The 11,995-nt window shown below is 66.4% G+C and carries 9 protein-coding genes; 4 read left to right on the top strand and 5 right to left on the bottom strand.

Features of this window, described 5'->3' with window-relative positions; all coding sequences use genetic code 11:
* Positions 1-149: 149 nt before the first annotated feature.
* Positions 150-377: a 50S ribosomal protein L31 gene (gene rpmE, locus I6F36_RS12595; RefSeq protein ID WP_027573780.1), complete on the bottom strand. Its 228-nt coding sequence runs from the start codon at positions 375-377 to the stop codon at positions 150-152.
* A gap of 197 nt (positions 378-574) precedes the next feature.
* Between rpmE and I6F36_RS12590 the strand changes: the two genes are divergently transcribed.
* The gene (locus I6F36_RS12590; RefSeq protein WP_225171520.1) at positions 575-2,425 is read left to right on the top strand and encodes an ABC transporter ATP-binding protein/permease; all 1,851 of its coding nucleotides are present in this window, start codon (positions 575-577) and stop codon (positions 2,423-2,425) included.
* A 31-nt stretch (positions 2,426-2,456) separates the two neighbouring features.
* Here I6F36_RS12590 and I6F36_RS12585 read toward each other — a convergent pair whose 3' ends face one another.
* From I6F36_RS12585 to I6F36_RS12575, 3 genes are all read right to left on the bottom strand, one after another.
* On the bottom strand, positions 2,457-2,903 hold the full coding sequence (locus tag I6F36_RS12585; RefSeq protein WP_225126377.1) for a GNAT family N-acetyltransferase: 447 nt from the start codon (positions 2,901-2,903) through the stop codon (positions 2,457-2,459).
* Positions 2,903-3,931 carry a peptidoglycan -binding protein gene (locus I6F36_RS12580; RefSeq protein WP_036021776.1) on the bottom strand — a complete coding sequence of 343 codons (1,029 nt, stop codon included), beginning with the start codon at positions 3,929-3,931 and terminating at the stop codon, positions 2,903-2,905. The genes I6F36_RS12585 and I6F36_RS12580 overlap by 1 nt, the downstream gene beginning before the upstream one ends.
* Positions 3,932-4,078: 147 nt before the next feature.
* Entirely contained in the window at positions 4,079-5,092 is a 1,014-nt protein-coding gene (locus I6F36_RS12575) for a hypothetical protein (RefSeq protein ID WP_036021706.1), read from the bottom strand.
* Positions 5,093-5,260: 168 nt separating this feature from the next.
* Here I6F36_RS12575 and I6F36_RS12570 point away from each other — a divergent pair, with 168 nt between their 5' ends.
* The 3 genes from I6F36_RS12570 (at position 5,261) to I6F36_RS12560 (ending at position 11,050) form a co-directional block, all read left to right on the top strand.
* Positions 5,261-6,280 (top strand): cyclopropane-fatty-acyl-phospholipid synthase family protein, encoded by a 1,020-nt coding sequence (locus I6F36_RS12570; RefSeq protein ID WP_035998295.1) that lies wholly within the window; start codon positions 5,261-5,263, stop codon positions 6,278-6,280.
* A gap of 266 nt (positions 6,281-6,546) precedes the next feature.
* Entirely contained in the window at positions 6,547-7,704 is a 1,158-nt protein-coding gene (locus I6F36_RS12565) for an efflux RND transporter periplasmic adaptor subunit (RefSeq protein ID WP_035998298.1), read from the top strand.
* Positions 7,705-7,888: 184 nt separating this feature from the next.
* Positions 7,889-11,050: a multidrug efflux RND transporter permease subunit gene (locus I6F36_RS12560; protein WP_035998301.1), complete on the top strand. Its 3,162-nt coding sequence runs from the start codon at positions 7,889-7,891 to the stop codon at positions 11,048-11,050.
* Between the two features lie 143 nt (positions 11,051-11,193).
* Here I6F36_RS12560 and I6F36_RS12555 read toward each other — a convergent pair whose 3' ends face one another.
* Positions 11,194-11,985 carry an inositol monophosphatase family protein gene (locus I6F36_RS12555; RefSeq protein ID WP_225111697.1) on the bottom strand — a complete coding sequence of 264 codons (792 nt, stop codon included), beginning with the start codon at positions 11,983-11,985 and terminating at the stop codon, positions 11,194-11,196.
* Positions 11,986-11,995 lie beyond the last annotated feature (10 nt).

Raw genomic sequence — 11,995 nt, 5'->3', positions numbered from 1 at the left:
AATCCATACTCCCGATCGTGGTTATAGATTCTCAGTGCGCAATTGCGCATCGTAGCTCGCGACTTTGTCGCGCCCCGGAATGACGGCTAGAAACAAAAAACGCCCCCGGTCTCCCCGGGAGCGTTTTCATCTCCAGCCTTGTGGCCGGCTCAATCCTTCTTGAGAAAGCCCGAAAACTTCTTCTGGAAGCGCGAGACGCGGCCGCCGCGGTCCATGATCTGGGCGGAGCCGCCGGTCCAGGCCGGGTGCGACTTCGGGTCGATGTCGAGGTTCAGCGTGTCGCCTTCCTTGCCCCAGGTGGAGCGGGTCAGGTACTCGGTTCCGTCGGTCATGACGACCTTAATCGTATGATAATTCGGATGAATTTCGGCTTTCATGGCAATTCCTCGGCGCTCCGGCGCCTTCTTGAGTGGCTCGCGAATGACGGATTTGGGCGGCTCTATACCTCACGAAACCCCGCAAAACAAGCCATGCCGGCGCGCTGGACCGGGTTTGCCCCTAAGGGACTTCCCGGATTTGCCACTACTCATGCACCGGCCTATTGGGAGCAGATCAATGCAACGGGTCGGATCTCATGAGCGCAGTGGAACGGCTGGATGACCACGATGTCGAACGGCCCGCAATGAACGCCGCGGACAATCCCTCGATCGAGGCCGAGCTGATCGAAGCGCCGGCCAAGGGCCGCGCCAAGCTGCGGCCGCTGCTCGCGCTCGCGCCGTATGTGATCCGCTATCGCGGTCGCGCGGCGCTGGCCTTCGTCGCGCTCACGATCGCCGCGCTGACCACGCTGCTGGTGCCGGTCGCGGTGCGCCGGATGATCGATTTCGGCCTGACGCCCGAGGGCATCGAGCTGATCAACAGCTACTTCTCGGTGATGCTCGCGGTCGTCGCCGTGCTCGCGATCGCCAGTGCCGCGCGCTACTACCTCGTGATGACGATCGGCGAACGCATCGTCGCCGATCTCCGGCGCGACGTCTTCGCCCATCTGCTGTCGCTCTCTCCCGCCTTCTCCGATTCCGCCCGCAGCGGCGAATTGATCTCGCGCCTCACTGCCGACACCACCCAGCTGAAATCGGCGGTCGGTGCCTCCGTCTCGATCGCGCTGCGCAACCTGATGATGTTCCTCGGCGCGACGGCGATGATGGTGATCACGAGCCCGAAGCTGTCGGGCTTCGTGCTGCTGGCCATCCCTTTGATCGTGCTGCCGCTAGTGGCGTTCGGGCGCTGGGTGCGGCGCCTGTCGCGCAATGCGCAGGACACGCTCGCCGACGCCTCCGCCTATGCCGGCGAGCTGGTCGGCGCGATCCGCACCGTGCAGGCCTATACCAGCGAGCAATTTGCCGAGAAGCGTTTCGGCGGCGAGGTCGAGCAGGCCTATGAAGCCGCGCGCACCTCGACCCAGGCCCGCGCCGTGCTCACGGCGATCATCATCTTCATCGTGTTCGCAAGCGTGGTCGCCATCCTCTGGATCGGCTCGCATGACGTGCTCACCGGTGCGATCACGCCGGGCCGGCTCGGCCAGTTCGTGCTGTATGCGGTGTTTGCCGCAGCGGGCCTCGGCCAGCTCAGCGAGGTCTGGGGCGAGGTCTCGGCGGCGTCGGGCGCGGCCGAGCGCCTGTTCGAGATCCTCCACGTCAAGCCCGAGATCACCGCGCCCGCGACGCCGCTTGCGCTGCCGGCGCCGGCGCGCGGCGAGGTCGGCTTCGATCGGGTCAGCTTCGCCTATCCGGCGCGGTCCGACGTCAAGGTGCTCGACGCGGTGTCGTTCACCGTGCGCCCCGGCGAGAAGGTCGCGATCGTCGGTCCCTCCGGGGCCGGCAAGAGCACCATCTTTCATCTGCTGCTGCGCTTCTACGATCCGCGCAGCGGGACGATCTCGCTCGACGGCGTGCCAATCAAGTCCGCCGACCCCGGCGATTTCCGCGCGCGCATCGCATTGGTGCCGCAGGAATCCGTGGTGTTCGCCGCGAGCGCCCGCGAGAACATCCGCTTCGGCCGGCCCGATGCGACCGATGCCGAGGTCGAGCGCGCCGCCGAGCTCGCCCATGCCGCCGAATTCATCCGCCGCCTGCCTGAAGGTTTCGAGACTGCGCTCGGCGAGCGCGGCGTGACGCTCTCCGGCGGCCAGCGCCAGCGCATTGCGATCGCACGCGCCATCCTGCGCGACGCGCCGCTGTTGCTGCTGGACGAAGCCACCTCCGCGCTCGACGCCGAAAGCGAGACGCTGGTGCAGACCGCGCTGGAAGAGCTGATGCGCCACCGCACCACGCTCGTCATCGCCCACCGCCTCGCCACCGTGCTCTCCTGCGACCGCATCCTGGTGATGGACCAGGGCCGGATCGTCGAGCAGGGCACGCATGCCGAGCTCGTCGCGGCGAACGGGCTCTATGCGCGGCTGGCGCGGCTGCAGTTCGAGGGCGCGTAGACGCCTCACACGGCGGAAAGTACCGGGGACCTCACGCCTTCCACACCATCTTCAACACCGGCCGCCCCGAGGTCGGGTTCACGTCGTCGCCCGCATGGGCGAAGCCGCTACGCTCGTAGAAGCGGATCGCGCGGGCATTGTCCTTGTTGACGAGCAGCGTGACGCCCGAGGGCGACAGGCGCTTGGCCTCGTCCACCAGCAGCCTTGCCGCGTCGGAGCCCCAATGCGCGGGATCGACGACGAGCTGGTCGAGATAGCCTTCGCCGTCGATGGTGACGAAACCGACCAGCGCGCCGTCCTGCTCCGCCACCACGATCTGGGCCTTCGGCACCAGATCCCTCAGCCAGCGCTCGCGCCACCATTCGAGCCGTGCGGCGAAGTCGATCTGCGGATAGGCCTGCTGCCAGGTGCGATGCCAGAGATCGATCGCGACGGCTTCGTCTTCGGGTCGGTAAAGGCGGAGGTGGAGCGCGCTCACTACCGCTCCGTCAGCTTCAGCTCGATGCGGCGATTGCGCTTGTAGGCCTCCTCGGTGTTGCCGGTATCGAGCGGCTGGAATTCGCCGAAGCCGGCCGCGACGAGGCGCTGGGCGGGCACGCCGAGCGAGACCAGATATTGCACCACTGAGATCGAGCGCGCCGCGGACAGGTCCCAGTTCGACCTGAAGTTCGCGCCGCTCACCGGCCGCACGTCGGTATGGCCGTCGACGCGCAGCACCCAGGGGATGTCGCTCGGGATCTTCTTGTCGAGCTCGATCAGCGCCGCTGCCAAGGTGTCGAGCTCGGCGCGGCCCTCGGGCAGCAGCACCGCCTGTCCCGTGTCGAAGAACACTTCGGACTGGAACACGAAGCGGTCGCCGACGATGCGGATGTCGGGGCGGTTGCCGAGGATGGCGCGCAGCCGGCCGAAGAATTCCGAGCGGTAGCGCGACAGTTCCTGCACGCGCTGCGCCAGTGCCACGTTCAGGCGGGAGCCGAGGTCGGCGATGCGGTTCTGCGATTCCTTGTCGCGCTTCTCGGAGGCATCGAGCGCCTCCTCCAGGGCCGCCAATTGCCGGCGCAGCGCGCTGATCTGCTGGTTCAGCACCTCGATCTGCGCCAGCGCCCGCGCCGAAACCGCCTTCTCCGAGTCCAATGCCTTGCCGAGCTCGGCGGTCTTGCCTTGCGCATCGTTGCCGGCGGCAGCCAAGCCGTCATAGAGGCCCTTGATGCGGTCGCGCTCGGACTCGGCCGAGGCGAGCCCGGCTTTCAGCGACGAGACCTGGTCGTCGAGGGTGAGCTTGCCGAGCTTCTCCAGCGACAACAGCTCGTTGAGCTGGGCGATCTTGGCGTTGAGCTGCTCCAGCGCCTTGTCCTTGCCGGTGACCTCCTGCGACAGGAAGAACTGCACCACGAGGAACACCGACAGCAGGAACACGATCGACAGCACCAGCGTCGACAGCGCGTCGACGAAGCCGGGCCAGTAGTTGAGACCGCCTTCGCTGCGGCGGGCGCGGGCAAGGGCCATGTCATCCGTCTCCACTCTTGTGTCCCGGACGCGGTGCAGCGTGCAACGCTGCTGCGCAGAGCCGGGACCCATCTTGTCCCTGACGCTGGGCCCCCGCTCAGCGATGCATCATTTCATGCTGCGTCGCGTCCGGGGCACAACACCGTCTCAACTCTTCTCGGGCTGGCGCGCGATCCGCTCCAGCAGGCGGCGGATCTCGCGGTTCTGCTCGCCCTGGCCGTCGGCCCATTCGCGGATCATCTGCTGCTCGGTGCGCATGTGCGAGACCAGCGCCTGGATGGCTTCGGCAAGGCTCGCCATCGCCGCGGTGGTGCCGCGGCCGGCGCTGCCTTCCTCAAGCACGGACCGCAGCCGTTCGACCGCGGCCTGAAGCTCGCCGCTGGCGACGCCGCCGCCGGTCGCGACAGGCGCCTCGCCGTTGCCATACTCGCGCACTGTGGTGGCGAGCCAGTCTTCGAGATCGGTGTAGAAGCGGTTCTGCGCCTGGCTCGATTGCAGATCGAGGAAGCCGAGGATCAGCGAGCCGGCAAGGCCGAACAGCGAGCTGGAGAAGGAGATGCCCATGCCGCCGAGCGGGGCGGCGAGACCTTCCTTCAGCGTGTCGAACAGCGCCCCGGAATCGCTCCCGACCTTGAGCCCGTCGATCACCTTGCCCACCGAGCCCACCGTCTCGATCAGGCCCCAGAAGGTGCCGAGCAGGCCGAGGAAAACCAAGAGGCCGGTCATGTAGCGGGAGATGTCGCGGGCCTCGTCCAGGCGGGTCGCGATCGAATCGAGCAGGTGCCGCATCGTGGTCTGGGTGATGGTCATCCGCCCTGAACGCTCCCCGCCGAGGATCGCAGCCATCGGCGCCAGCAGCTTGGGGTGGCGGGCCGGCGCCAGGCCGGGATCGGCGACGCGGAAATTGTTGACCCAGGAGACTTCGGGATAGAGCCGGATGACCTGGCGGAAGGCCAGGATGATGCCGATGAACAGCACCCCCCCGATCAGGGCGTTGAGCCCGGGATTGGCGAAGAAGGCCTGGACGATCTGCTTGTAGAGCACCACGCTCACCAGCGTGCACAGCACCAGGAAGACCAGCATCCGCACCAGGAAGACGCTGGGCGAGGACAGTTTGGTGTACTCGATGTCCATGGTGGATCGGGAAGTGCCAGACCGCATGCCGGTATCATCCGTTACGTAAAGCTTGCTTGCGGCGCGCACTATGGCACAGCGCCGGCCCAAAAAAAGCGCCGGATGCGCCGATTTCGGGGACAGCTCGGGGAACCCGGACCGGAAGCGGTGCTTTGATAAGCAGGTCTCTGCAGAAGTTCGCCATTCGGGGGGCGCATGAGCGTCGTTTCCGCGATCATCGGGACTGCCGAGCGTGTGCCGCTGCCGGACGTGGTGATCCGCGCCGCGATCCAGCGCCTGTGCTCCCGCATGGCGACGCGCCTGTCCGGGCTGGGCCTCGGCGACGATGCCGCCTTCGCCGGGCGGATGATGCTGCGGCCGATCGCCGAGGGCGCGGCAGCGGGGCATGACGAGGTGCCCGCGGCCTTCTTCGCCGACTTGCTCGGCCCCAAACGCAAATTCTCCTCCTGCTTCTACAAGACCGACGCGACCACCTTGCGGGAGGCGGAGGAGGAGGCGCTGCGCCAGACCGTCGAGCATGCCGGCCTGACCGACGGCCAGGCCATTCTGGAGCTTGGCTGTGGCTGGGGCTCGCTGTCGCTGTGGATGGCACGGCAATTTCCGCACGCGACGGTGACGGCGGTCGCGGCCTCGCAGGCGCAGCGCGCCTCCGTCGAGGAGGAGGCGCGGCGGCGCGGGCTGCTGAATCTCCGCGTGGTCACGGCCGACATGAACGTGTTCGCGCCCGATGGCCAGTTCGACCGCATCGTCTCGGTCGAGATGTTCGAGCGGATGAGCAACTGGCGCAAGCTGATGACGCGCGTGCGGTCATGGCTCGCGCCGGAGGGACGGTTCTTCATGCACGTCGTCACCCACCGGTCCGGCTCGCATCTGCCTGACCCGGCCGATCGCGACGACTGGATCGCGCAATACGTCTACACAGGCGGGCTGATGCCGAGCCATCACCTCGTCAGGCAGTTCGACGATATCTTTGCCATCGAGAAGGAATGGTGCTGGAGCGGCACGCACTACCAGCGCACCGCCAACGACTGGCTGGCCAATTTCGATGCCCATCGCGAGGCCATCGAAGCCTCCTTGCACGGGGTCCACGGCGAGGAGACCGCTCTCTGGATGCGTCGCTGGCGCTGGTTCCTGCTCGCGACCTCGGGCCTGTTCGGTTACGCCGACGGAACAGAATGGGGCGTCAGCCATTACCGGATGAAGGCCGCCGAGTAATTGCGGTGTTCCGCCGCAGCACGCGCCGGTGGAACTTAGATTCACAATCAAGTTACACCGCAAAAGCCTTCTGATTTCAACGGGATAAGCTGTGTGACAATGAGCCGCCCGCGCCATGCGTTGCATCGCAGCAGATGCATTCTATTTTGGCGGCATCAGCCGCGTGCAAAAGGTCCAGAACGGGCTTCGCGCGAGCATGATCAGTTTCAACAATCGGGGCATCCCACTTCATGTTTGGAATTCGAGCGCGATCGGCATGCGTTGCAATGATGCTCGCGGCCCTTGCGCCGCTGCTGGGTGCTTGCGAGGAATCCAGTTCCGCGGTGTCCGCCGCCCAGCCGCCTGCCCCTGACGTCAGCATCGTTATCGTCAAGCCGCAGCCGCGCGCCGTGGTGCGCGAGCTGCCGGGCCGCATCGCCCCGACCCGGGTCTCCGAAGTCCGGCCGCGCGTGTCCGGCATCGTGGTAGAGCGCCTGTTCCGCCAGGGCAGCGAGGTCAGGGCCGGCGATCCGCTCTACCGCATCGATCCGCGCCCGTTCGAGGTCGAGGTCATGGCCAACGAGGCCGCGCTGGCGAAGGCCGAAGCGGCATTGGCGCAGGCCAAGCAGCAGGCGCATCGTATCGCCACCCTGACCAGGGATCGCGCCGCGCCCGAAGCCGAGAACGAGAAGGCGATTGCGGCCGAACGCCAGGCCCATGCCGAGGTCGAGGGCCGCAAGGCCGAGCTCGCGCGGGCCAGGCTTAATCTCGACTACGCCACCGTGCGTGCGCCGATCGACGGCGTGGTCGGCGCGGCCCTCGTCAGCGAGGGCGCGCTCGCCGTGCAGAACGAGACCAATCTCGCCACCATCCAGCAGCTCGATCCGATCTATGCCGACTTTACCCAGTCGGTGACCGAGCTCAACCAGCTCCGCCGCGCCTTCGAGACCGGCGACCTCGATCGCATCGCCGCCGATGCCGCCAAGGTGCGCCTCGTGCTCGACGACAACACCATCTATTCGCTCGACGGCAAGCTGCTGTTCTCCGACGCCAAGGTCGACGCCCACACCGGGCAGGTGACGTTGCGCGGCGAGTTCCCCAATCCCAAGCGCGAGCTGCTCCCGGGCATGTATGTCCGGGTCCGCATCGACCAGGGTCTCGATTCCGATGCGATCGCGGTGCCGCAGCAGGCGATCCAGCGCAATGGCGGCGGCGGCAGCGAGGTGTTCGTCGTCAAGGACGACAATCACATCGCGGTGCAGCCGGTGCGCACCGGCTCGGTGCAGGACGGCCTCTGGTTCATCACCGAAGGCCTGAAGTCCGGCGACAAGGTCGTGGTCGAAGGCTTCCAGAAATTCGCGGCCGGCGACAAGGTCAAGCCGCAATCCTGGTCGGAGGCGGAAGCGACCGCAGACAACCGGCACGCTCAGCAGCTCACGCGGTAACGCTCCGCGCAGCAAGTGTCGTCCTTAACCTGAGGAGCCCGCTGCAAGCGGGCGTCTCGAAGGATGGCCGCGGGAGAGAGCCGGGCCTTCATGGTTCTCGCGGCGATGCGCGGCATCGTCCGGAGCGCGCGTTCCGCGCTCCTCACCATGAGGGTCTAACCGAACAACGAGGATAAAACGGCCAATGCCGAGTTTCTTCATCGACAGGCCGATCTTCGCCTGGGTGGTCGCGCTGTTCATCTGCTTGATCGGCGCGATCGCGGTGCCGCTGCTGCCGATCGCGCAATATCCGATCATCGCGCCGCCCTCGATCTCGGTCTCGACCAGCTATCCCGGCGCCTCGCCGGAAAACCTCTACAATAGCGTCACGCGGCTGATCGAGGAGGAGCTCAACGGCGCCGCCAACATCCTCAATTTCGAATCGACCAGCGACTCGCTCGGCCAGGTCGAGATCATCGCCAATTTCCAGCCGGGCACCGACACCAGTGCCGCCTCGGTCGAGGTCCAGAACCGCATCAAGCGCGTCGAGGCGCGCCTGCCGCGCGCGGTGATGCAGCAGGGCATCCTGATCGAGGAAGCCTCGAGCGCAGTGCTGCAGATCATCACGCTGAACTCGACTGACGGCAGCCTGGATGAAGTCGGCCTCGGCGACTTCATGATCCGCAACGTGCTCGGCGAGATCCGCCGCATTCCCGGCGTCGGCCGCGCCACGCTGTACTCGACCGAGCGCTCGCTTCGTGTCTGGGTCGATCCGGCCAAGCTGGTCGGCTATGGCTTGACCGCCGACGACGTCAACAAGGCCATCACCGCGCAGAACGCGCAGGTCGCTTCCGGCAGCATCGGCGCCGAGCCATCGACCTCGAACCAGCGCACCTCGGCACTGGTGCTGGTCAAGGGCCAGCTCTCCTCGCCCGACGAGTTCGGCGCCATCATCCTGCGTGCCAACGCCGACGGTTCGACCGTGCGCCTGCGCGATGTCGCGCGGATCGAGGTCGGCGGCCTCAGCTATCAGTTCAACACGCGCCTCGACGGCAAGCCGACGGCGGGCCTGTCGGTCCTGATGTCGCCGACCGGCAATGCGCTGGCGACCGCCAGCGCGGTCGAAGCGAAGATGAAGGAGCTGTCGCGCTTCTTCCCGGCCAACATCACCTACGAGATCCCCTACAACATCACGCCTGTGGTCGAGGCCTCGATCGAAAAGGTGCTGACGACGCTGGTCGAAGCCGTGGTGCTGGTGTTCGTGGTGATGTTCTTGTTCCTGCAGAACATCCGCTACACCATCATTCCGACCATCGTGGTCCCGGTGGCGCTGCTGGGCGCCTGCTCCACGCTGCTGCTCGCCGGCTATTCCATCAACATGCTCTCGATGTTCGGCATGGTGCTGGCGGTCGGCATCCTCGTCGACGACGCCATCGTCGTGGTCGAGAACGTCGAGCGCATCATGGCCGAGGAAGGCCTGCCGCCGAAGGAAGCGACGCGGAAAGCCATGTCGCAGATCACCGGCGCCATCATCGGCATCACGCTGGTGCTGATGGCGGTGTTCGTGCCGATGGCGTTCTTCCCGGGCTCGGTCGGCATCATCTACCGCCAGTTCTCCGTCACCATGGTCGCCGCGATCGGCTTCTCCGCCTTCCTGGCGCTGTCGTTGACGCCGGCGCTGTGCGCGACGCTGTTGAAGCCTGTGGCAAAGGGGCACGGTCATTCGACCAACTTCGTGTTCGGCTGGTTCAACCGCATGCTCGAAGGCGTCAAGGAACGCTATTCGCGCACCGTCGGCTTTTCGCTGAATCGCACCGGCCGCTTGATGCTGGTTTATGCCGCGCTGCTGGTCGGCCTGTCCTGGGCCTTCGTCAACCTGCCCGGCGGCTTCCTGCCCGTCGACGACCAGGGCTTCATCACCACCGACGTGCAGACGCCCTCGGATTCGTCCTATGCCCGCACCGAGGCCGTGATCGAGAAGGTCGAAAAATATCTCGCCGCGCGGCCGGGCGTCGACAACGTCACCTTCCTCACCGGCTTCAGCTTCTCCGGCCAGGGCATGAACACCGCCCAGGCCTTCATCACGCTGAAGGACTGGTCGGAGCGCGGGCCGAAGGACTCCGCTGCCGCGATCGTCAACGACGTCAACCGCGACCTGGGCTCGTCGATCCGCGACGCAAAAATCTCGGCGCTGCAGCCGCCGCCGATCGACAATCTCGGCAACTCGTCCGGCTTCTCGTTCCGCCTCCAGGATCGCGGCCAGAAGGGCTATCAGCAATTGATGCGCGCCGCCGACCAGCTGATCGCGGAGGCCAATGCCAGCCCGGTGCTGCAGAAGGTCTATATCGAAGGCCTGCCCGAGGCGGGCGTGGTCAATCTCATGATCGACCGCGAGAAGGCCGGCGCGTTCGGCGTCACCTTCGAGGACATCAACAACACCATCTCGACCAATCTCGGCTCGAACTACATCAACGACTTCCCGAACCGCGGTCGCATGCAGCGCGTCGTGGTGCAGGCGGACGCGCGCGACCGCATGCGGGCCGAGGACATCCTCAACTACAACGTCAAGAACAGCCGCGGCCAGCTGGTGCCGTTCTCGTCCTTCACCACGATCGAATGGGCGCGCGGCCCGACACAGATCGCCGGCTTCAACTATTATCCGGCGGTGCGCATCTCCGGCGAGGCCAGGCCCGGCTTCACCTCGGGCGACGCCATCGCCGAGATGGAGCGGCTCGCCGACCGGTTGCCGCGCGGTTTCGGCTATGAATGGACCGGACAGTCGCTGCAGGAGAAGCTGTCGGGCTCGCAGGCGCCGTTCCTGCTCGCCCTGTCGGTGTTCGTGGTGTTCCTGTGCCTCGCCGCGCTCTACGAGAGCTGGACCATTCCGCTCGCGGTGCTGCTCACCGTGCCGCTCGGCATCGTCGGCGCGGTCACTGCCGCTATGCTGCGCGGCCTGCCCAACGACGTCTATTTCACCGTCGGCCTGATCACGATCATTGGCCTCGCCGCAAAGGACGCGATCCTGATCATCGAGTTCGCCAAGGATCTGCGGAAAGAAGGCAAGCCGCTGGTCGAAGCCACCATCGAAGCCTGCCGCCTGCGCTTCCGCCCCATCTTGATGACCGGCCTTGCCTTCATCTGCGGCGTGCTGCCGATGGCCATCGCCCACGGCGCCGGCGGCGCCAGCCAGCAGGCGCTCGGCAGCGTGGTGATGGGCGGCATGATCGCCGTGGTGATCCTGGCGCTGTTGATGGTGCCGGTGTTCTTCGTCTCGGTGCAGCGCGTGCTGGCGGGTGATCGCGAGCCGAAGGCGGCGCGGGAAGCTGAAGCGCACGGCCGACCGGCGCGGGCGCACACAGGCCACTGACGTACCGGTCCGTCATTCCGGGGCGTGCGAAGCACGAGCCCGGAATCCAGCGGGCCACCATTGACGAGGATCAATGGATTCCGGGCTCGCGCCAAGAGGCGCGCCCCGGAATGACAGGGGAATGTGGAGCGCGAGCTTCCGCCTTAAGCCGGCTTCCGCAAGATCTTCACCAGCTCCCCGTGCACGTACTCATTCCCGCACACGACGTGCCCGGTGACCAGCGGGTCGCCCGGCGTTGCGATATCGCTGATGGTACCGCCGGCTTCGCGCACCATCAGCATACCGGCGGCGATGTCCCAGGATTGCAAATCGCGCTCCCAATAACCGTCGAGCCGGCCGGCGGCGACGAAGGCGAGATCGAGCGAGGCAGCGCCGAAACGGCGCAAGCCGGCGACGCGGTCCTGGATCGCGGTCATCTCGCGGCGGAATTCCTCGTGGTCGCCGCGGCCGATATGGGGCAGGCCGCAGGCCACCACGCATTCGCTCAGCTGGCGGCGGCCGGCGACGCGCAGGCGCTGGTCGTTGAGGAAGGCGCCCTTGCCGCGCTCGGCGATGTAGAGCTCGTCATTGGCGGGGTTGTAGATCACGCCCGCAATCACGGTGCCCTCGCGCGCAAGCCCGATCGAGATCGCGAATTGCGGGATGCCGTGCAGGAAGTTGGTGGTGCCGTCCAAGGGATCGACGATCCAAGTGTGGCTCTTGTCGGTGCCCTCGCGGTTGCCCCCTTCCTCGCCGATGAAGCCGTAGCCGGGCCGGGCCTTGGCGAGGTCCTGGTAGAGGATCTCCTCGGCGCGCTTGTCGGCGAGCGAGACGAAATTGGCCGGCCCCTTCAGCGAGACCTGGAGATGCTCGATCTCGCCGAGATCGCGCTTGAGGCTGCGGCCGGCGCGGCGCGCCGCCTTGACCATGACGTTGATAGTGGCGGAATACAGCATATGCTTCTGG

Origin of the sequence: Bradyrhizobium sp. BRP19 (assembly GCF_020194195.1) — a bacterium.
GTDB lineage: Bacteria > Pseudomonadota > Alphaproteobacteria > Rhizobiales > Xanthobacteraceae > Bradyrhizobium > Bradyrhizobium yuanmingense.
This window is presented reverse-complemented; position numbering and strand designations above follow the sequence as displayed.

Bases quoted from the DNA above. Each gene is read 5' to 3' on its own strand.
- I6F36_RS12565 (WP_035998298.1), top strand. From the start codon at position 6,547: ATGATGCTCGCGGCCCTTGCGCCGCTGCTGGGTGCTTGCGAGGAATCC.
- I6F36_RS12560 (WP_035998301.1), top strand. From the start codon at position 7,889: ATGCCGAGTTTCTTCATCGACAGGCCGATCTTCGCCTGGGTGGTCGCG.
- I6F36_RS12570 (WP_035998295.1), top strand. From the start codon at position 5,261: ATGAGCGTCGTTTCCGCGATCATCGGGACTGCCGAGCGTGTGCCGCTG.
- I6F36_RS12575 (WP_036021706.1), bottom strand. From the start codon at position 5,092: ATGCGGTCTGGCACTTCCCGATCCACCATGGACATCGAGTACACCAAA.
- rpmE (WP_027573780.1), bottom strand. From the start codon at position 377: ATGAAAGCCGAAATTCATCCGAATTATCATACGATTAAGGTCGTCATG.
- I6F36_RS12555 (WP_225111697.1), bottom strand. From the start codon at position 11,985: ATGCTGTATTCCGCCACTATCAACGTCATGGTCAAGGCGGCGCGCCGC.
- I6F36_RS12590 (WP_225171520.1), top strand. From the start codon at position 575: ATGAGCGCAGTGGAACGGCTGGATGACCACGATGTCGAACGGCCCGCA.
- I6F36_RS12580 (WP_036021776.1), bottom strand. From the start codon at position 3,931: ATGGCCCTTGCCCGCGCCCGCCGCAGCGAAGGCGGTCTCAACTACTGG.